Here is a 17,641-nt window from a genome sequence, read left to right as displayed (position 1 = left end):
GTTTAGCAGTGCGATCGCATTGGCGAAGCAGGGCCATACCCGGCACAGGGAAGCGGCGCGATTCGCGGCAGAACCTGAACCGCGAGCAAAAGCGCAGGGAGGAATGGTGGGTAAATTGAATGCGGTCATGCGTCGGCGATCAATATCGGCAGGTCGCGAGCGTATCGCGATGCCGTCAGGGGCAATGGCGCACCGCGCGAATTTCATCGAAAATGCACACGGTGTCGTGAAACCCGGCGTACAAGGGGCGTCATAAGAACTGAGAGGGCAAATTGGCCGGAGAAAACCATGTCGTCGAAACTTGAGATCGAGTACCTCGATTACCGTTTCACGGCGACGCTCGAAATCCGGGAGTCCGGCCGGACCAGCGTTGTCGATTGGCATCTCGAATCCGATTCGCGAAGCAAGACGCTTGCGTGGATCGTATTCGACCGCTTTCTCGCACGGCATGATTTCGTCGATGAAGAGGATGCGCGTGCCAACATCGTCGACTGGCTGGAACGGCTGGCCGATCCGAGATTGGGCGCGTCGGTCGAAATGGCGAAGGCGAACGCGGCGGCTGCCGGAGTGGTGGCGACGGGCGCCTCAACCACGTCGACTGCCGAAATCGTCGGCGAAACCGTCATGGATATCGCCGGCGATCTCGACTGGATCGAGGTGGTCGCGGAATGGCTTTTCAGCTGACCGTCACGATGTCGAAACCCGGTTGTCATGACGCGAGTTCCTGTGTTCACGAAGCGCGGGTTCGAAAAAGACGGTACATAAAATAGAAGCCCGAATCATGCCGATCGGAAAAATAGAATAATCCTGCTTTGACAACATCCGTGGCATACCGGAAACTGGTCCCGGGCCTGAAAATATCCGATTGAATTAAAGCAAAACAAAATTCCAGACATGAAAAGAAGAGCGCTGCTGACGGCGGGCGCGATCGTTGTCGCCGCCGGCCTGACAGCCTGCACTGCAATGCTGTTCGAAGACGACAGAGACGAAGCGACAGTCGACTAATTTCTCGTCAGCGAGGACGGCAAGCAATATCACTCCATCGTCGATATGCCGGAGCATGTCGGCGTTGTGCTGGCATCGCCTTACCGGAAATCGATCAATGCATCGTTATATGGGCGCGTCGCGCAGGGCAGCAAGGTCTTGGGCGAGTTCTCGCTGCAGCTGCGCCGCGATACCGACCGCATCACGACGGCAGGAGGCCGTGCCTGTGCCGGCGACGCCTGTCACGCTTGCGGCCGACTGCGTGATGATGACCGGGGCCGTGGTGCTGTCGCCGATCATCGAGGTGAGGCTCGTGCCGGTCGCGGGCGTTGTGCTCGAACCGTGGCGCGATCCGAGCGGCGCGCGAGCGAACCGAATGCTGCGGCATCGTCACCAAACGGTGAGTTGCCGCACAGATCGTCGCGCGGCCCGCGCACACAATTTGGCCGGTTGACCGTTCTTCCCCGGCCCGGTCAACCGTTTCCCCGCTCGCTCGCGCAGGAGCGGGGGCTTTTTGCCCGTCCGACGCCGGAAGGTTGCGTTGGCGGAACCGGACAGGCGTCCGGCGGGCGGCGTAACCGCATCGGTTGCGCGCCCCGGCGTCCGTTCGCCTGGTCCGCACGAATCGCTTTCCTCGTGCCTGAGCGAACCCTCAGGCCCATCGCCGGCTTCGGCCGGTGATGCCTTGGTCCCGGCGGCGCGCAAGCATGCCGCCGGGATATTTTTTGCACCGGACGCTTCGCATCACGTGTCGCGCAGCGGGCAGGTCAACTCGCTCAGCCAGCCTGTTCGACGCTGGTTTCCCATCCGTCGTATGCCCCGCCGAGCGAACGTACTTCGCGGCTGATCGCGACCGTATGGCGCGTGATGTCAGCCAGCGCCATCGTGCCTTCGTGCGAAAACCGTACGGCCGACTTGCCGTCTTCGGTGGGCGCAACCGACTCGACCGGATAGCCTTTCGCTTCGGCCCAGTCCGCGAACTGATGTGCGTCGCCAGGGTCGGGAAAGTATGCCCAGTGCATCACGCGCCGGCTGACGTCGCCGGCGTCGCCTTTCTTCCGCAATTCATCCAGCACGCGCATGTCGCGCATGATCTGCCAGTCGTCGTCGGTCGGGTAGAGCGTCTGCCAGTACGCTTCCTTGTCCGGATCGTCCTGGTGCGCGTACTGCAGTGCGTAGGTTGTCTGATCGGCCAGCGCGTCGACGATCTCCGCCGCTGCCTCTTCGTCGAACGGTACGTAGAACAGGAAATCGCGATGGCCGTCGACGGTGATGCGGCCAACCTGCACGCCACCTTTCGCGGTAATGGTGCCGTCCAGCAGATCCTCGATCTGCGCGAGGCCGGTGAATTCGTCGCCGGTCGGCAGGCCTTCCGGCGTCGGGTGCGCAAAGGGGACGCGCACGCTGAGCAGCGACGTGCGCGGATCGCCTTCGGCGATGTCCGCAAAGCCGTGGTTGAAGCTGATGAAAGCCTGATGGTCGCCCATTCTGGCAGGGAAGGTTCCCCAGGCGTCGGTCATGTGTTTCTCCCGTGCACGATTGTCTGTTGACGGTTGTAAAGCGTCGCAATGTATCATCGAAAATCGCGTTGGCCGGAGAAGCGCACATGATCGAGCGTCTGGGCATCCTCGTGCCGGTCGAGGACGATCGCTTCCGGGCCGTGGTGGATTTCTATCGGTTGGCGCTTGCGCTACCGGTGCATTCCGAAGGTGTGTCGGCTGCGGGGAATCCATGGTATCGCTTTGTCGTGGACGGGGCGACGCTGACCATTCATACCGGCCGCGGTGGCGAGTTTCCGTATCCGGAGTTTCGGCCGACCGGCCATGGCATTGCGCTGGCCATCGAAGTGGCGCATGTCTCGGAAGCCATTGCGCGACTTGAATCGTGCCGCGTCGGCATCCTGAACGAGTGGGACTACGGCGACGGCACGATCGCGATATCCGTGGCGGATCCGGCGGGAAACGTCTGCGAGATCTGGGGCCGTCCGTGACCGCGCATCGGTACGGCGGGCAGCAATCAAATTCGAAGGAGATGTCGATGTCGATGTTTGCGGTGAATGGCGTGCGAATCGATCCGCTCAGCGCGCGCGTGACGCACGTGCGCTGGGCGGCCGTGAATCCGGCTGACCGGTCGTGGGCGGCGACGCCAAGCGAGGCGCCGGTGGCGGACGTGGCGCGCGCGCTTGCGTCCGGCAACGATGTCCGCGCAATTTTCTCGGCATCGGATGCCACCGCGATCGGGCCCAGGCTCAAACGCGTGCTGTATCGCGATGCATCGGAAGGCATCGAACTCGACATCGATGCAACGAACGAGTCGCGTACGTTGCGCGATCTGCCGCAAATCTGACCGGCGCGGTGTGCCTCAGCACAAGCGGGTGCCGCTGCGTGGATGGCGGTGCCTGGCGAACGGCCGGTCGCACGACGTCGATGGCGAGGCGTAGTATTGGATGACCGTCATGCGGCATTGGCGGTTGCGCCGGACGGTCTGACGGGGCACGTGATCTACAGCGCGGGCCCGTTTGACCGGAGGCGAATATCGCAAACGCGTACGAAACCATGTCCAGAACGCTCATCGCCCCGTTGGCATCCGCTCTTTGTCTGGCGCTGTCGGCTTGCCAGACCGCCTCCGAGCCGCCTCCGCTGCCGTCGCCCGACACCGCGTCGGCAGCCAAGGCCATTCCGGCATCGTCGCCTTCCGAGCCGATCCGTGGTGTCGGCCTGGCCCCTCATCTGGCAGGGCAAAGTCACTGGGCCATCGGTCAATGCACGACCAACGGCACCGTCAAGGTGTGCAACTGAAAATGCCCGATGCCGACGGCGTGCTGCCCGTTTCGCGCGGACAAAAACGCGTTGTCGTGCGTCGATGCTTACCTTCGTCGATCACGACCATTTCCTGTCGACAAGCTGTCCGTCTCGGCGGGGCGATAGGGTGTCCGATCTTGATGAACCGATTGTCGTCGATGTGAGCGATCGCGCGATGAACGACGAAAGCGAAACCCCCGATTCCGGCTGGCACGTCGACCCCGTCGCGGGAACCGTCGTCGGCCAGTTGCCAGTGACGCTGGCAGTCGACGGCCGGAGCCTGAAAAGAAGGGCGAGCGCGTGCGCGGTGCTGGCCGCGGCGAGCCTGTGCGGTTATGCGGCCGCCCCGGCGCTCTGGCCGGTGGCGGCATTGGCCGTGTTGCTGGCGCTGGCGGCGGCCCTCTTCCTCGTGTCGTCGCGGCGCAGGATGGCGCTGCATGTCGACGAGACGGGCTTCAGGCTGATCGGGGCTTTGCGCGAACAACCCGTCACGCCATGGCGCGACGTCACCGAATTCCGGATCATCAGCGTCGCCGGCAATCGTTACATCGGCTATCAGTTCTCGGCGCATTCGTCGCGCACCAGGGTGCCGGGTGGCGTGATGCTGCCGATCGCCCGGTTTGCCGATCTGCCGCTCGATGCGGTGGTCGGATTGCTGGAGGCATGCCGTCGGCAGTTCGGTGCGCCGGACAACGAGGCCGGCCGAGCGGGCCGATGACGCACGGTGCGGGGAACCCACGCGCGCCGATACCCGAGAAAACAAAAAATTGTCGGGCACCGTGTCGATTTCCGCCGGGTTCGTCCGTCGTAGCATCGGAGGCGTGCGCATCGCGCGTCCGTCCCGATTCCGATACGACAACCGACCGAAGGAGCGATACCCATGTCCACGTCCGTCAAACCGATCCCGGAAGGGATGCGCACGCTGACGCCGCACCTGATCTGCGCCGGCGCAACGGCAGCCATCGACTTCTACAAGCGCGCGTTCAATGCGAGCGAACAGTTTCGCCTGGCGATGCCCGACGGTCGGCTCGCGCACGCGTGCCTCGTGATTGGCGATTCGACACTGATGCTGGTGGATGAGATGCCCGATCACGGCGCGCTCGGGCCGAAGGCGCTGAAAGGCACGCCGGTCTGCCTGCACCTGTACGTGCCGGACACCGACGCGGCGATCGCGAAGGCGGTCGACGCTGGCGCGACGGTCACGATTCCGGCGGCCGACATGTTCTGGGGCGATCGCTACGGACAGGTCGAGGATCCGTTCGGCCATCGCTGGTCGCTCGCGACGCACCAGCGCGACCTGACGCCCGAGCAGATCGCGGAGGCCATGGCCAGCGCGCCGCCGTGCGGAAGCTGACGCTGACGCAACCACGCCACCGCAGTTGAGCGGCAGGGCGGCACCACGCGCCCGGTCGGCCCGTACTTACGCGCCGGCCGTCTTGCCGCGCTGCTTGTCCTCGTACATCCGTTGATCGGCCGATGCGAGCAGGTCGGCCACGTCGCGATGGTGCGCGGGATCGTAGTCGACGTGCCCGACGCTGAACCGGATGTCATAGCCGCGTGCGTCGGCCGCGTTGCGCAATGCGAGCGCCTGCGTCACGCGTTCGACCGGCTCGGCAACGTCGGCCGGATCGGTGGCGCTCAGCAGCACGACGAACTCGTCGCCGCCAAGCCGTGCGATCACGTCGCTGTCGCGCAGCGCGCCCGTCAGCGTTTCGGCGAATGTCTTGAGCGCGTGGTCGCCTTCGGCGTGGCCGAAGTGGTCGTTGATCGACTTGAAACCGTTCAGGTCGAAGAACAGCAGCACCGCGTGACGGTCAAGGCGATCGCACAGCCTCAACACGTGACGGGCCAGGATCTCGAAACCGCGCCGGTTGGTCAGTTGCGTGAGTTCGTCGGTGGTCGCGAAATGCAGTGCGGCGATTTCACGTTCGGTCATGTGGGCGAGATCGCCGAGCAGCGCGAGTTCGTCGGGCTCGAGCGAGCGCGGCCGCGTGTCGATCAGGCACAGCGTGCCGATGGGCGCACCGTTCGGCGCCGTCAGCGGCCGACCGGCGTAGAAGCGGATGCCGGGCGCGCCGGTGACGAGCGGATTGTCGTGGAAGCGGTTGTCGCTCAGCGCATCCTGGATCACCATCGTATTGCCCTCGAGCAACGCATGGGCGCAGAAAGACACGTCGCGCGACGTTTGCGTGACGTCGAGCCCGGCGTGGCTCTTGAACCACTGCCGATCGTCGTCGACGAGGCTGACGAGTGCGATCGGTACGTCGAACAGCCTGCGTGCGAGACGCGTCAGGCGATCGAAGCGCTCTTCGGGCGGCGTGTCGAGGATCGAGAGCGAATGAAGCGTATCGAGCCGGGCCGCCTCGTCGGCCGGTTTGGGTGCGATTTGCATGGGCGTTGTCTTTTGTCCCGGCTGCGAGGCCGGTCATGGGATCGTATGGCGGACAGTATCGCGCATTGTTCGGCGCATCGCCACGGTGCAAATCCGCCGGCGGGTGGTTTGGGCCTGGCGCGGATCGATGCAGAAGGGGGGAGAAGCGGGCGTCATGGGATGGTGTTTCACCCCGATGCGCAATCGGAGGCGCGATGCCTCAAGGTGCCCGGCGCAGTGCCGTAAACAGGGCGAGTCCACTCGTTCAACGCTTCCCATCGCACCATGGTTCGATTTCTGTACGCGGGCTATCTCGCGTTTGCGCTGTATCTTCTTTATCCGATGGTTCAGAACACGCTGGCATTCGGCGTCGTTTGCGTGAGCAGCGCGCTGCCAGGTGGCGCCAGCGGTTTGTCGACGTCTTCGGCAAGCGGCGCGAGCGGTCAGGCGAATCGTTGTGCACCGACGACGCAGGCCGGTGCGGCGACCGGGCGGGCGCCCGAAATCCATTGACTGCGGGGCGCGCTGGCCATTCGGCTGAATTGAACGTCGCGCCATGCTCGCCGATCATCGGCAACACGGCGGATCGAACACGGTGGTGCGCGCCGCGCGGCCTGCCTCAGTAGCTGGAGCGGTACGGCGTGCCCTGGTCGAAGCGGCTTTGCCAGTGCGTGAGATAACGCGACGCGAGTTGCGGGTTGTTCCACACCACGACGACGTTTTCGGAATTGCGGCTGGCCGCCGACGCGCTGTAGTTGAACGAACCCGTTTCGACGTGCTCGGCGTCGATCACGAGGTACTTGTCGTGATGGATCGCGTAGGCGTCGATCGTGCGCGTCGGGATACCTGCGTTGACGAGCAGGTTCAACGCCTGCTTGCTGCTCTTTGCGCGATTGCCCTTGTCGTCGACGACCACCGCGACATTCACGCCGCGTCGCCTAGCGGCGAGCAGTGCGCGCGTGACAGGCGGCGACGTGAACGAATAGGCGGCGACACGGATCGAACTGCGCGCGGCGCCGATCGCTTTCAGCACGAGCGCTTCGGCACCGCCGTCGGGTGAAAAGGCCGATTCGACGACCTGTGTCGCAGGCGCTTCGTGAGTGGGGGCCGGCAGCCAACGTGCAACGAAGTCGATCGCCTGCTGAAGCAGCGATTCACTTTGCGTCTTGCCGAAGGCGGCGAACGGAGTGGCGAGCAGGGAGGCGGCGAGACAGGCAGCGGCGAGGCGATTGCGCGACAACATCTTGGACAGCGAACAATTTCGAGACAGCGGGCCGTGAGTGTAACGCAGACGTGGCGGCGCGGTCACGTGCGGATGAGACGGGGTAACTCATCGCGATGACCGGCGATGGCGGAGGCGGTGACGCAAAGTTGCGTTGTGCGATATCCGGGTGCTTGATCGGTTTAATCGGTGGATGTGATCGAAAGCTGCATGCGAATGCGCGTGCGGCGGTGGCGGAATTGCGGCATGCAAGCCATGCACGATTGCAGCCGGACGGGCTCGATGCGGCCCGCGACAGCACCGCGAGCGCGACTAACGATCGGTGCCCGTCGCGCGTTCATTCATGCGTGCACGACGCTGCGTCAATCGTCGGCCACGGGCGCTCCGGCTGCCTCGTCTGCGATCCACCCTGGGCCACGCTCCGGCTGCACGTCGCGTGCGTCGAGCGGTTCGCCGCACGCCGAGCATACGGTGACCGCATGCATCAGATGGCCGCAGGTGCGGTGGCGCAACTGCACCGGCGGCCCCTGGCCGTCGCCTTTCCAGCGGTCGCCCCACGCCGTCAGCGCGAGCAGGGTCGGGTAGAGGTCGAGGCCCTTGTCCGTCAGCCGATATTCGAAACGCGGCGGCCGATCCTGATACGCACGCTTGACCAGCACGCCTTCGTCAACGAGCCGCGCGAGCCGCTCGGCCAGCACATGGCGCGTGAGGCCAAGCTGGGTCTGGAACGCGTCGAAGCGTCGGCAGCCGAGGAACGCGTTGCGGAGGATCAGCATGGTCCAGCGGTCGCCGAGCACGGCGAGCGTACGCGCGACCGAACAGTTCAGCGTGCCGATGTCATCCCATTTCATCGTCGAGTCTCTTGCGTCGGTTCAGCAAAATAGCGGGTTCGATTATAGAACCCGCCTTCGGTTGTAACGGGCCCGGCCACGTTGACAACGGCCGCCGTCGCTGTCAATAATGAGTTCCAATTTAGAACTTACTCGCGCGGCGACGCGCTTTCAACCCGGAGACAACCCGATGAACCCGCTTTCCCTGTCTGGTCTCGATCTGCTGCGCGCAGCGGTATCGGGCGATGCGCCGCTCGCGTCGATTTCCGAGACGATCCCGATGCGTCCGCTCGACGTCGAGCTCGGTTACGTGAAGTTCTCGGCGCGGGCGGACGGCCGGCACCTGAATCCGCTTGGCGGCGTCCACGGCGGGTTCGCCGCGACGGTGCTCGATTCGGTCACGGGGTGCGCGGTGCATTCGATGCTGGACGCGGGTGTCGGCTACGGCACGGTCGATCTGCACGTGAAGATGCTGCGGCCCGTGCCGCGCGACGCCGACCTGGTTGCCGAAGGGCGCGTGATTCACCTGTCGCGTTCGCTGGGCGTCGCGGAGGGCACGTTGAAGACCGCGGACGACAAGATCGTCGCGCATGCGTCGGCGACCTGCTTCATCCAGCGGCCGCAGTAACGGCGGGCGGCAACACCGTCGTTCGGGCCGGCGCGTGAACCTCCACGCCGGTGCCGAAGGCCGTCTGTAAGCGTAGGTGGCGCCGGTCTGAAGCGGTCGCTTCAATGTGATAGCGTTCCTGCTTTCCACCGACGCGACAGGAGCAGCATGGAATACCGCACACTTGGCGATTCGGGCGTCGAGGTCAGCCTGATCGGCCTGGGCACGATGACGTGGGGCGAGCAGAATTCGGAGCGCGATGCGCACGAGCAGATCGACTACGCGATCGGGCAGGGCGTGACGCTGATCGATGCCGCGGAAATGTATCCGGTGCCGCCGAAACCCGAAACGCAGGGGCGCACCGAGGCGTACATCGGCACCTGGCTCGCGCAGCATCGCGCGCAGCGCGAGCGCATCGTGCTCGCGACGAAAATCGCTGGGCCGGCACGGCAGCCGCACAATCCGCGCCATATTCGCGGCGAAGGCAACCAGTTCGACCGCAAGAACCTGACCGAAGCGCTCGACGGCAGCCTCAAGCGCCTGCAGACCGACTACGTCGATCTCTACCAGTTGCACTGGCCCGACCGCAGCACGACGACGTTCGGCCGTCCTGCCTATCCGTGGGTCGACGACGCCTATACGGTGCCGATCGAGGACACCCTCGGCGTGCTCGCGGAATTCGTGAAGGCCGGCAAGGTGCGCGCGATTGGCGTGTCGAACGAAACGCCGTGGGGCGTCGCGCAGTTCCTGCGCGCGGCCGAGAAGCTCGGGCTGCCGCGCATCGCGAGCATCCAGAATCCGTACAGCCTGCTGAACCGCACGTTCGAAAACGGCCTGTCGGAATTCACGCATCGCGATGGCGTCGGCCTGCTCGCCTATTCGCCGCTCGCGTTCGGCTGGCTGTCCGGCAAGTACGAGAACGGCGCGCGTCCGGCCGGCGCACGCATCACGCTGTTCGAACGCTTCCAGCGTTACAGCAAGCCGCAGGCCGTCGAGGCGACGTCACGCTATGTCGCGCTCGCACGGCGTCACGGGCTGTCGCCCGCGCAGCTCGCGCTGGCGTTCGTCAACAGCCGGCCGTTCACGCGCAGCAACCTGGTCGGGGCGACGTCGCTCGAACAGTTGAAGGAGAACATCGGCAGCATTGACGTGAAGCTGTCCGACGAGATCCTCGCCGAGATCGACGCGCTGCATGAACGGCAGCCGAACCCCGCGCCATGACCTGAACCAAGCGGTGCGCGGCCCGCGCGGCAACCATGCCGCGACGGGCCGCACCGGCGGCGCATCGCTGCGCCGTCGTTCCTTCCGTTATCGCATCTTGAGCCGTGTGCGCGCGACGAACAGCGCGGCGAGGCTCAGCAGCGCGCAGCCCATCAGATAGAGCGCCGGCGACAGCCGGTTGCCGGTCGCGCTGATCAGCCAGGTGATGACGAACGGCGCGAAGCCGCCGAACAGCGTGACGCCCGTGTTGTAGCTGACCGCGAGCCCCGTCGCGCGCGTCTGCGACGGGAACAGCTCGGCCATCAGTGCCGGCAGTGCGCCGCAGTACATCGCCTTCAGCGCACCGATCCAGACCAGGGCGGCGAGCATCGTCGCGAACGATGCGTGACGCGTGAGCCACGCGAATGTCGGGTACACGGTGACGAGCATCAGGATTGCCGCAACCGCCATCATGCGGATCCGCCCGGTACGATCGGACAGGTGGCCGACGACCGGCGTGACGAGCGTGAGCACGAAGCCGGTCGCGAGCGTCGCCGCGAAGCCTGTCGACGCGGGCAGCCCGAGCTGCTTGATCGCATAGGTCGGCATATACAGCACCATGTAGTTGATCGCGGTCGAGATCACGAGCGCGCCGACCGACAGCAGCAGCCGCAACTTCTGATCGGCGAACAACTCGCGCACGGGCGCTTCCGAGCGTGCCTGTGTCTTGAACTCGACGCCTTCGTCAACGTAGCGGCGGATGTACAGCCCGACCGGGCCGATCGCGAGCCCGAACAGGAACGGCACGCGCCAGCCCCAGCTTTCGAGCTGCGCGGTCGTCAGCGTGGATGTCAGCACCGCGCCGAAGCCCGATGCGAGCAGCGTCGCGAGGCCCTGGCTCGCGAACTGCCAGCTCGACATGAAACCGCGCCGCTGCGGTGCGTGCTCGACGAGGAACGCGGTCGAGCTCGCGAATTCGCCGCCCGCGGAAAAGCCCTGCATCAGCCGTGACAGCATGATCCCGAGCGGCGCGAGTATGCCGATCGCTGCGTAGGTCGGCATCAGCGCGATCAGCAGTGTGCCGGCCATCATCATCGCGATCGACAGCAGCAGCGACCCCTTGCGGCCCGCGCGATCCGCGTACGCGCCGAGCACGAAGCCGCCGATCGGCCGGATCAGGTAGGACAGCCCGAACGTGCCGAGCGTGAGCATCAGCGACGTCGCTTCGCTGGTCGCGGGGAAGAACAGCTTGGCGATCGTCACCGCGAAGAAGCCGTAGACGATCAGGTCGAACCATTCGAGTGCGTTGCCGATCGATGCCGCGAAGATGATGCGCCGGATCTTCGCGGCGCTGGGGCGGGCGGCTTCCTGCGAGGTCAGGGTGGTCGTATTCATCGTGTGTGCAGGTCCCGAGAAAGGGGCGAAGCGCGTTACAGGGTGGCGTTACAGGGCGGCGCCGGTCGCGGCGGGCACCGCGCGGCGAACGGTCGGCGCGTCGTCGCCGAGATCCCAGAAAAGGCCGGCCATCATCTGCAGCCCCTCGCTGACGACGCTCGCGAGCAGGTGCTCGTCCGGCGCGTGCTGCGAGCATGCCGGGTACGAGTGCGGCACCCACAGCGTCGGCAGCCCGAGCGTGTCGGCGAACACTTCGTTCGGCAGCGTGCCGCCGAGATTCGGCAGGATCGCGGGCTTCTTGCCGGTGGTCCGCGCCAGCGATGCGACGGCCCAGCGGACCCACGGATCGTCCGGCGGCACGCGCGTCGCCGGGGCGCCGCGTTCGACGTCGATCTCGATGTCGGCGAAGCCGTGCGCATCGAGGTGCGTGCGCAGATGCGCATGCAGCGCTTCCCAGTCGGTGCCGACGACGAAGCGCAACTGGCAGTGCGCATATGCGGCGGGCGGGATCGCATTGACGGGGTGCTCGGGGTTGCCGGCCTTGAACGCGAGGATCTCGAACGTGTTCCAGCCGAATACGCGCTCGGCCGCGGTGAGGCCGGGCTCGCCCCAGTCGGCGTCGAGCGCGGGATCGCCGGGACCGCCGCCAACGGAGAGATCGGCGAGCGCATCGCGCACGGCTGCCGGGATCGGCGGCGGACGCAGCCCCGCGACGCGAATCGCGCCGCGCGCGTCGACGAGGCTCGCAAGCGCATGGGCGAGCACGATCGCCGGATTGCGCAGCAGCCCGCCCCAGTTGCCGGAGTGATGCGCGCCGTCGCGGGCGCGCAGGCTCAGCTTGAAATTGACCGAGCCGCGCGAACCGAGGAAAACCGTTGGGCGCGCGGCGGCGATGCGCGGGCCGTCGGACGCGATCAGCACGTCGGCCGCGAGCGCGTCGCGCTCCTGGCGGCACAGTGCGTCGAGGCCCGGCGAACCCGTTTCCTCGCCCATCTCGATCAGCAGCTTCGCGTTGAAGCCGAGCTGGCCGCCGCGCGCGTCGAGCACGCTCGCCAGCGCGGCCAGGTTGATGGTGTGCTGGCCCTTGTTGTCGGCGCTGCCGCGGCCGTACCAGCGGTCGCCGTCGGCGGTCAGCGTCCACGGCGACAGCGGTGCGCGCCATTGCGCGTCGTAGCCGCGCACGACGTCGCCGTGGCCATAGATCAGCACGGTCGGCAGTGCGTCGTCTTCGTGGCGCGATGCGAGCAGGAACGGGCCGCCGCCGTCGATGGGGTTGTCGACGATCCGCGACGTGAAGCCGAGGCGCGCGGCTTCGGGGGCGATCTCGTCGGTCAGGTACGCGCGCAGCGCGGCATCGTTGCCGCTTTCCTGACTTTCGGTGCGCAGACCGACGCGGCGGCTCAGGGTCGTGAAGAACGCACCGGATTCGAACTGGTTCAGCGCGTGCTGGATGGCGGCGGTACGGCTCAAGTCGTGCTCCTCGGTCGGGTTCGCTGCACGCGCCGGATCGTGCCTGCAGCGTGAGGTGCGATCGATTCTAGAAAGCCGTTTTTTTTGTCACAATGATCGAATTTCGAACCTTTCTTTGCCGAAAAGGCAAAGCAGCGCGGCCGGCAGCCGGGCGGAGACAGAACGATGGCGGCTTTCCTGCATGGCCTGGCATTGCGGTATTTCGTCGAAGTGGCGCGCACCGGCTCGATCAGTGACGCGTCCGCGCGGCTGCACGTGGCCGTATCGGCGATCAGCCGCCAGATCGCGAAACTGGAGGGCGAGCTTGGCGCACCGCTGTTCGAGCGCCGGCCGCGCGGGATGGCGCTGTCGGAGGCCGGCGAGCGGCTCCTGGCGTTCGCGCAGCGCAGCCTGCTCGAGGCCGAGCACGTGATGAAGGACATCGGCGGGCTCGATGCGCTGCACGGCAGCCTGCTGAAGATCGCATGCTCGGAAGGGTTCGCGATCGATTTCCTGCCCGGCACGCTCGCCAGTTTCAAGGCGCGCCATCCGGGCGTCGATTTCTCCGTGTGGGTGGTGTCGCCGGCGGACGCGACGCGGCGGGTGCGCGACGGCGATGTGGACATCGCGTTGAGCTTCAGCCTCGCGCCGGAGAAGGGCGTGCGTGTCGAGCACACCGAGCGCGCGCCGATCTTCGCGCTGGTGCGGCACGACCATCCGCTCGCGACGCGAGAAGCGGTGTCGCTCGCCGATGTCGCGCGTCATCCGCACGTGCTGCCCGAGGCCGGCACGACGGTGCGCCAACTGATCGACATCGCGTGCGCGCTCGACGGGCTGCTGCTCGAGCCCGAACTGACGAGCAACAACACGGCGGCGATGTACGGCTACGCACGGCGCACGGGCGCGGTGATGTTTACGGGGCTGCTGTCGGTGCGCGATCGCTGCGCCGCGGACGGCTTCGTCGTCGTGCCCGTGACGAACCCGCAGCTACGCGAGCGCAGCATCCAGGTGCAGACGATGGCGGGGCGCGATCTACCCGCGTCGGTTCGTGCGTTCCGCGACCATCTGATCGACGCGATGCAGGCCGCCTCGGCGCCGCCGACCGCCGCGCGCGTCCCGAGACGCCGGCCCGTGAGATAATCGTCAATCCGCCTTCCGCGCCCATGCGGCTCATCGAGCCGCATCGCCCCTGTTCGACGCCAAATTGAAGAACCTGCTTGTCACCCTCGATCACGCCGGTGAGTTCGACGAGATCATCGACGTGCGCACGCCGCTCGAGTTCGCCGAGGATCATATCCCTGGCGCGCTGAACGCGCCCGTACTCAGCAACGAGGAGCGCGTGCTCATCGGCACGATGTACCGGCAGGTGTCGCCGTACGAGGCGACCCGGGTCGGCGCGGCGATCGTCGCGCGCAACATCGCACGGCATCTGGATACGACGTTCGCCGATCGTCCGCGCAACTGGCGGCCGCTGATCTACTGCTGGCGCGGCGGCAAGCGCTCGGGCTCGATGACGACCTGGTTCAACCTGATCGGCTGGAAAGCGCGCCAGCTCGACGGCGGCTACAAGTCGTACCGCCAGTCGGTGTGCGCGACGCTCGACTCGCTGCCGACGCGCTTTCGCTACATCGCGCTCGTCGGGCATACGGGCTGCGGCAAGACGCGCCTGCTGAACGCATTGCGCGACGTCGGCGCGCAGACGCTCGACCTCGAGGCGCTTGCGTGCCATCGCGGTTCGCTGCTCGGCGCGCTTCCGGGCAAGCCGCAGCCGGCGCAGAAGGGGTTCGACTCCGGGCTCGTCGAAACACTCGGGCGTTTCGACCCCGAATGGCCGGTGTTCGTCGAATCGGAAAGCCGCAGGATCGGGCTCGTGCAGTTGCCGATCGCGTTGATCGAAGCGTTTCACGCAGGGCCGTGGGTGCATGTCGACGCGGCGCACGACGAGCGCATCGCATTCCTCCTCGACGATTATGCGCACCTGTTCGACGAACCGGACACCTTCAAGGCGCAGCTCGATCGGCTGATCGGCCTGCATAGCCGCGAACAGGTAACACGCTGGAAGGCGCTGATCGATGCGGACGCGCGGGCGGAGCTGTTCACCGAGCTGATCGACAAGCATTACGATCCCGCCTATGCGCGCACCTATCGCGCGACCTACAACAAACCGAACCGGGCGCTGACGTTCACGTTCCGGCCCAACGCCGCCGACGGACACGATCAGGCGCGTGCGCTGCTGGCCGCACTCGCGCAAGCCGGGCTGCCCGCATCGGCCGCGCTTGCCGCGGGCGCGACATCCGAACCCGACCAAGACCAATCGACGACCACACGATGACGACAACACGCACCCAACCCAGTCCGGCCCTCGGCTGGATGACCTTCCTGCTGATCGCGGTCGCGGGCCTGTTCTATGTGAAATGGTTCCCGTACTACAACAAGGCGTTCGTTGCCGCCGAGCATCATTCGATCGGCCAGTCGATCCTGATGGGCACATCGGCGGCCGCCCCGGAGCCGTCGCTGAAGGCCGCGCTCGATTACGCGTGGGCGTACGGCAAGGCGATCTGGCAGGCGATGGTGCTGGGCCTGCTGCTCGGTTCGGCCGTGCAGGCGCTGCTGCCCGCGCACTGGGTTGCGCGCGTGCTCGGCCGCACCGGCTTCGGCAGCGTCGCCGCGGGCGGCCTGCTGTCGCTGCCCGGCATGATGTGCACGTGCTGCGCGGCGCCGGTCGTCGCGGGGCTGCGTGCGCGCCATGCATCGCCGGGCGGCGCGGTTGCGTTCTGGCTCGGCAACACGGTGCTGAACCCGGCGGCGCTGGTGTTCATGGGCTTCGTGCTCGGCTGGCACTGGAGTGCGCTGCGCCTGGTGCTCGGCATCGCGATGGTGTTCGGGATCGGCTATCTGCTGAACCGCATCGCACGCCCTGAAGACCGCAGCATCGGCGATGCACAGCTTGCCGAGCTGGCGGCCGAGCAGGCCGCGGCCGGCAATCCGTTCGTCCGCTGGATGAAGCTGCTGGCGCGCATGGCCGTGCGGCTCGTGCCCGAATACATCGTGCTCGTGCTGCTGCTCGGCGCCGCGCGCGCGTGGCTGTTCCCGCATATCGGCCCGGACATCGGCAATCATCTCGGCTGGATCGTCGCGTTCGCGGTCGCGGGCATGCTGTTCGTGATCCCGACGGCCGGCGAGGTGCCGATCATCCAGGCAATGCTGTCGCTCGGCATGGGCGTCGGCCCGGCCGCCGCGCTGCTGATGACGCTGCCGCCGATCAGCGTGCCGTCGCTCGCGATGCTCGCGCGTTCGTTCAAGCCTTACATGCTGGCCATCGTCGCGATCCTCGTCGTCGTGTTCGGGATCGCGAGCGGCCTGCTCGCGGTCGCGCTCGGGTTCTGACGCGCGCGAGCGGCGCGCCAATCGGGCGCAATCGTCGTATTCATCCGGCGCCGCCGTTTCACGCGTGCGGCGCCATTTACAAGAAGCAAACAGGAAAACGCATGACCCAACCGAAGATCCATCCTCGACTCGAAAAGGCGCTGACGCGCGGTGATCTCGCGATCCGCCAGGCCAATTCCGCGCGGGCGACTGCCGTGCTGAACGCACTCGGCATGATGATCATCGAGGCTTCCGCAACGATCGGCGTCGAAGCCAGCATCGACATTCCGCAGGGCGACCGCATTTACGATCCGGTCAACGGCCTGTGGCCGCAGAAGATGCTGGTGTCGTTCGACGGCCCGGTGGACGAGGCTGACAAGGAAGAGCTGCGCTCGGTTTATCTGCTTGCCGACGATCCGGGCACGCAGTTCCGCGTCGAATGGCATCGCGCGGACGGCAAGCTGGGCCGCCAGGAAGGTGGCCCGCTCGCGACCGTCGCGTTCCTGACCGACGTCGAGATCCCGTGGAGCGACGACGACGAGTAACGTCGTCGCATGAAGCCGGCGCCCAGTGCGCCGGCCGTCAGCGCATCATCCGCCGCCGGAATAGCCATGCGGACAGCAGGAATCCGCCGACCGCGTAACCTGCGAGCACCGCGACATGCAGCGCGACGTCGGTCGCCGGCCGGCCGAGCATCGCGGGCCGAATCAACTCGACGGCATTCGCGAGCGGCAGCGCCTGCGCCGCATGCCGCGCGATCGGCGGCAACTGCGTGGTCGGGAAGAACACGCCCGACAGCAGCAGCATCGGCGTCAGCACGAGCGTCTGATAAAACATGAAGAAATCGTAGGACGGCGCGAGCGCCGTGACGATCATCGCGATGCTTGCAAACGCGAGGCCCGCAAGCGCGATCACGGGCAGCGCCACGAGCATCGACGGAAACTGCGCATAGCCGAGCGCCCCCGCGACGAGCATGATCGCAGCCCCCGACAGCATCGCCTTGCTGGCCCCCCAGACGATCTCGCCGAGCACGATGTCGCCGAGCGCGAGCGGCGTATGCATGATTGCTTCCCACGTGCGCTGCACGTGCATCCGCGAGAATCCCGAATACATCGACTCGAAGCTCGCGGACATCATCACGCTCGACCCGACCGTGCCGGCCGCGAGGAACGCGATATACGACACGCCGTCGACGTGGCCGAGCATCAGGCCGAGTCCGAACCCCAACCCGAACAGATAGATCATCGGATCGGCGAGATTGCCGAACATCGACGCGAGCGCGAGCTTGCGCCAGACGAGATAGTTGCGCCGCCAGACGGCGATCCAGTTGGTCGCGTTCGCGGGCATCGCGATCGCGAAACGTGACACGCGCGGGGGGGCCGACGGTGCGGCGGAATAGTTGCGGACGTCCATGAT

22 protein-coding genes are annotated in these 17,641 nt (G+C 66.3%); 13 read left to right on the top strand and 9 right to left on the bottom strand.

Going from position 1 to position 17,641, the window contains the following annotated elements:
- Positions 1-288: 288 nt before the first annotated feature.
- Complete coding sequence (locus HWX39_RS22795; protein ID WP_175970093.1) at positions 289-684, top strand: hypothetical protein; 396 nt, start codon at positions 289-291, stop codon at positions 682-684.
- 186 nt (positions 685-870) lie between these two features.
- Here HWX39_RS22795 and HWX39_RS22790 read toward each other — a convergent pair whose 3' ends face one another.
- The 3 genes from HWX39_RS22790 to HWX39_RS22780 form a co-directional block, all read right to left on the bottom strand.
- Positions 871-1,062, bottom strand: a complete 192-nt coding sequence (locus tag HWX39_RS22790) for a hypothetical protein (RefSeq protein ID WP_175970092.1) — start codon at positions 1,060-1,062, stop codon at positions 871-873.
- A gap of 48 nt (positions 1,063-1,110) precedes the next feature.
- Positions 1,111-1,284, bottom strand: coding sequence for a hypothetical protein (locus HWX39_RS22785; protein WP_175970091.1), 174 nt, complete (start codon positions 1,282-1,284; stop codon positions 1,111-1,113).
- A 476-nt stretch (positions 1,285-1,760) separates the two neighbouring features.
- Positions 1,761-2,504, bottom strand: a complete 744-nt coding sequence (locus tag HWX39_RS22780; protein WP_175970090.1) for a DUF695 domain-containing protein — start codon at positions 2,502-2,504, stop codon at positions 1,761-1,763.
- 86 nt (positions 2,505-2,590) lie between these two features.
- Between HWX39_RS22780 and HWX39_RS22775 the strand changes: the two genes are divergently transcribed.
- From HWX39_RS22775 to HWX39_RS22755, 5 genes are all read left to right on the top strand, one after another.
- Positions 2,591-2,974 carry a VOC family protein gene (locus HWX39_RS22775; RefSeq protein ID WP_175970089.1) on the top strand — a complete coding sequence of 128 codons (384 nt, stop codon included), beginning with the start codon at positions 2,591-2,593 and terminating at the stop codon, positions 2,972-2,974.
- Positions 2,975-3,021: 47 nt separating this feature from the next.
- Positions 3,022-3,330: a phosphatidylserine/phosphatidylglycerophosphate/cardiolipin synthase gene (locus HWX39_RS22770; RefSeq protein ID WP_046546333.1), complete on the top strand. Its 309-nt coding sequence runs from the start codon at positions 3,022-3,024 to the stop codon at positions 3,328-3,330.
- Positions 3,331-3,539: 209 nt separating this feature from the next.
- Positions 3,540-3,782 carry a hypothetical protein gene (locus tag HWX39_RS22765; protein ID WP_175970088.1) on the top strand — a complete coding sequence of 81 codons (243 nt, stop codon included), beginning with the start codon at positions 3,540-3,542 and terminating at the stop codon, positions 3,780-3,782.
- A gap of 178 nt (positions 3,783-3,960) precedes the next feature.
- Positions 3,961-4,503 (top strand): aspartyl-tRNA synthetase, encoded by a 543-nt coding sequence (locus tag HWX39_RS22760; protein WP_175970177.1) that lies wholly within the window; start codon positions 3,961-3,963, stop codon positions 4,501-4,503.
- A gap of 162 nt (positions 4,504-4,665) precedes the next feature.
- Entirely contained in the window at positions 4,666-5,139 is a 474-nt protein-coding gene (locus HWX39_RS22755) for a VOC family protein (RefSeq protein WP_175970087.1), read from the top strand.
- A 66-nt stretch (positions 5,140-5,205) separates the two neighbouring features.
- Here the strand turns inward: HWX39_RS22755 and HWX39_RS22750 are convergent, their stop codons facing one another.
- Positions 5,206-6,177, bottom strand: coding sequence for a sensor domain-containing diguanylate cyclase (locus HWX39_RS22750; RefSeq protein WP_175970086.1), 972 nt, complete (start codon positions 6,175-6,177; stop codon positions 5,206-5,208).
- 264 nt (positions 6,178-6,441) lie between these two features.
- On the opposite strand from HWX39_RS22750, the gene HWX39_RS36375 reads away from it, so the two are divergent.
- Positions 6,442-6,669 carry a hypothetical protein gene (locus HWX39_RS36375; protein WP_244135075.1) on the top strand — a complete coding sequence of 76 codons (228 nt, stop codon included), beginning with the start codon at positions 6,442-6,444 and terminating at the stop codon, positions 6,667-6,669.
- A 106-nt stretch (positions 6,670-6,775) separates the two neighbouring features.
- On the opposite strand, the gene HWX39_RS22745 is transcribed toward HWX39_RS36375, so the two are convergent.
- Together HWX39_RS22745 and HWX39_RS22740 are read right to left on the bottom strand one after the other, a co-directional pair.
- Positions 6,776-7,399 carry a phospholipase D family protein gene (locus tag HWX39_RS22745; protein WP_175970085.1) on the bottom strand — a complete coding sequence of 208 codons (624 nt, stop codon included), beginning with the start codon at positions 7,397-7,399 and terminating at the stop codon, positions 6,776-6,778.
- Positions 7,400-7,740: 341 nt separating this feature from the next.
- Positions 7,741-8,229, bottom strand: a complete 489-nt coding sequence (locus HWX39_RS22740; protein WP_175970084.1) for a helix-turn-helix domain-containing protein — start codon at positions 8,227-8,229, stop codon at positions 7,741-7,743.
- Between the two features lie 169 nt (positions 8,230-8,398).
- Between HWX39_RS22740 and HWX39_RS22735 the strand changes: the two genes are divergently transcribed.
- Entirely contained in the window at positions 8,399-8,836 is a 438-nt protein-coding gene (locus HWX39_RS22735; protein WP_046545630.1) for a PaaI family thioesterase, read from the top strand.
- Between the two features lie 147 nt (positions 8,837-8,983).
- A complete protein-coding gene (locus tag HWX39_RS22730) occupies positions 8,984-10,036 on the top strand; it encodes an NADP(H)-dependent aldo-keto reductase (protein WP_175970083.1) in 1,053 nt (350 codons plus the stop codon).
- Positions 10,037-10,123: 87 nt separating this feature from the next.
- Here the strand turns inward: HWX39_RS22730 and HWX39_RS22725 are convergent, their stop codons facing one another.
- Complete coding sequence (locus tag HWX39_RS22725) at positions 10,124-11,410, bottom strand: MFS transporter (protein WP_175970082.1); 1,287 nt, start codon at positions 11,408-11,410, stop codon at positions 10,124-10,126.
- Between the two features lie 48 nt (positions 11,411-11,458).
- Positions 11,459-12,880: a M20 family metallopeptidase gene (locus HWX39_RS22720; RefSeq protein ID WP_175970081.1), complete on the bottom strand. Its 1,422-nt coding sequence runs from the start codon at positions 12,878-12,880 to the stop codon at positions 11,459-11,461.
- A gap of 165 nt (positions 12,881-13,045) precedes the next feature.
- Between HWX39_RS22720 and HWX39_RS22715 the strand changes: the two genes are divergently transcribed.
- The 4 genes from HWX39_RS22715 to HWX39_RS22700 all read left to right on the top strand — a co-directional run bounded on the left by HWX39_RS22715 (position 13,046) and on the right by HWX39_RS22700 (position 16,770).
- The gene (locus HWX39_RS22715; protein ID WP_175970080.1) at positions 13,046-13,999 is read left to right on the top strand and encodes a LysR family transcriptional regulator; all 954 of its coding nucleotides are present in this window, start codon (positions 13,046-13,048) and stop codon (positions 13,997-13,999) included.
- Between the two features lie 64 nt (positions 14,000-14,063).
- The gene (gene mnmH, locus HWX39_RS22710; protein WP_175970079.1) at positions 14,064-15,191 is read left to right on the top strand and encodes a tRNA 2-selenouridine(34) synthase MnmH; all 1,128 of its coding nucleotides are present in this window, start codon (positions 14,064-14,066) and stop codon (positions 15,189-15,191) included.
- Positions 15,188-16,246, top strand: coding sequence for a permease (locus tag HWX39_RS22705; protein WP_175970078.1), 1,059 nt, complete (start codon positions 15,188-15,190; stop codon positions 16,244-16,246). Before mnmH ends, HWX39_RS22705 begins: the two co-directional genes overlap by 4 nt.
- Positions 16,247-16,347: 101 nt before the next feature.
- Positions 16,348-16,770, top strand: coding sequence for a hypothetical protein (locus HWX39_RS22700; RefSeq protein ID WP_175970077.1), 423 nt, complete (start codon positions 16,348-16,350; stop codon positions 16,768-16,770).
- A 37-nt stretch (positions 16,771-16,807) separates the two neighbouring features.
- On the opposite strand, the gene HWX39_RS22695 is transcribed toward HWX39_RS22700, so the two are convergent.
- Positions 16,808-17,638: an ABC transporter permease gene (locus HWX39_RS22695; protein ID WP_175970076.1), complete on the bottom strand. Its 831-nt coding sequence runs from the start codon at positions 17,636-17,638 to the stop codon at positions 16,808-16,810.
- Between the last annotated feature and the right edge of the window lie 3 nt (positions 17,639-17,641).

The sequence above is a fragment of the Burkholderia sp. BCC0322 genome, from assembly GCF_902833045.1.
GTDB lineage: Bacteria > Pseudomonadota > Gammaproteobacteria > Burkholderiales > Burkholderiaceae > Burkholderia.
Note: the sequence above shows the minus strand (reverse complement) of the source record. Positions and strands in the feature narration are given on the sequence as shown.

Excerpts from the sequence above, each read along its gene's own strand:
- HWX39_RS22795 (WP_175970093.1), top strand. The coding sequence starts at position 289 with ATGTCGTCGAAACTTGAGATCGAGTACCTCGATTACCGTTTCACGGCG.
- HWX39_RS22780 (WP_175970090.1), bottom strand. The coding sequence starts at position 2,504 with ATGACCGACGCCTGGGGAACCTTCCCTGCCAGAATGGGCGACCATCAG.
- HWX39_RS22755 (WP_175970087.1), top strand. The coding sequence starts at position 4,666 with ATGTCCACGTCCGTCAAACCGATCCCGGAAGGGATGCGCACGCTGACG.
- HWX39_RS22775 (WP_175970089.1), top strand. The coding sequence starts at position 2,591 with ATGATCGAGCGTCTGGGCATCCTCGTGCCGGTCGAGGACGATCGCTTC.
- HWX39_RS22745 (WP_175970085.1), bottom strand. The coding sequence starts at position 7,399 with ATGTTGTCGCGCAATCGCCTCGCCGCTGCCTGTCTCGCCGCCTCCCTG.
- HWX39_RS22765 (WP_175970088.1), top strand. The coding sequence starts at position 3,540 with ATGTCCAGAACGCTCATCGCCCCGTTGGCATCCGCTCTTTGTCTGGCG.
- HWX39_RS22760 (WP_175970177.1), top strand. The coding sequence starts at position 3,961 with ATGAACGACGAAAGCGAAACCCCCGATTCCGGCTGGCACGTCGACCCC.
- HWX39_RS36375 (WP_244135075.1), top strand. The coding sequence starts at position 6,442 with ATGGTTCGATTTCTGTACGCGGGCTATCTCGCGTTTGCGCTGTATCTT.
- HWX39_RS22740 (WP_175970084.1), bottom strand. The coding sequence starts at position 8,229 with ATGAAATGGGATGACATCGGCACGCTGAACTGTTCGGTCGCGCGTACG.
- HWX39_RS22715 (WP_175970080.1), top strand. The coding sequence starts at position 13,046 with ATGGCGGCTTTCCTGCATGGCCTGGCATTGCGGTATTTCGTCGAAGTG.
- HWX39_RS22725 (WP_175970082.1), bottom strand. The coding sequence starts at position 11,410 with ATGAATACGACCACCCTGACCTCGCAGGAAGCCGCCCGCCCCAGCGCC.
- HWX39_RS22700 (WP_175970077.1), top strand. The coding sequence starts at position 16,348 with ATGACCCAACCGAAGATCCATCCTCGACTCGAAAAGGCGCTGACGCGC.
- HWX39_RS22785 (WP_175970091.1), bottom strand. The coding sequence starts at position 1,284 with ATGATCGGCGACAGCACCACGGCCCCGGTCATCATCACGCAGTCGGCC.
- HWX39_RS22790 (WP_175970092.1), bottom strand. The coding sequence starts at position 1,062 with ATGCTCCGGCATATCGACGATGGAGTGATATTGCTTGCCGTCCTCGCT.
- HWX39_RS22735 (WP_046545630.1), top strand. The coding sequence starts at position 8,399 with ATGAACCCGCTTTCCCTGTCTGGTCTCGATCTGCTGCGCGCAGCGGTA.
- HWX39_RS22750 (WP_175970086.1), bottom strand. The coding sequence starts at position 6,177 with ATGCAAATCGCACCCAAACCGGCCGACGAGGCGGCCCGGCTCGATACG.
- HWX39_RS22730 (WP_175970083.1), top strand. The coding sequence starts at position 8,984 with ATGGAATACCGCACACTTGGCGATTCGGGCGTCGAGGTCAGCCTGATC.
- HWX39_RS22770 (WP_046546333.1), top strand. The coding sequence starts at position 3,022 with ATGTCGATGTTTGCGGTGAATGGCGTGCGAATCGATCCGCTCAGCGCG.
- HWX39_RS22705 (WP_175970078.1), top strand. The coding sequence starts at position 15,188 with ATGACGACAACACGCACCCAACCCAGTCCGGCCCTCGGCTGGATGACC.
- HWX39_RS22695 (WP_175970076.1), bottom strand. The coding sequence starts at position 17,638 with ATGGACGTCCGCAACTATTCCGCCGCACCGTCGGCCCCCCCGCGCGTG.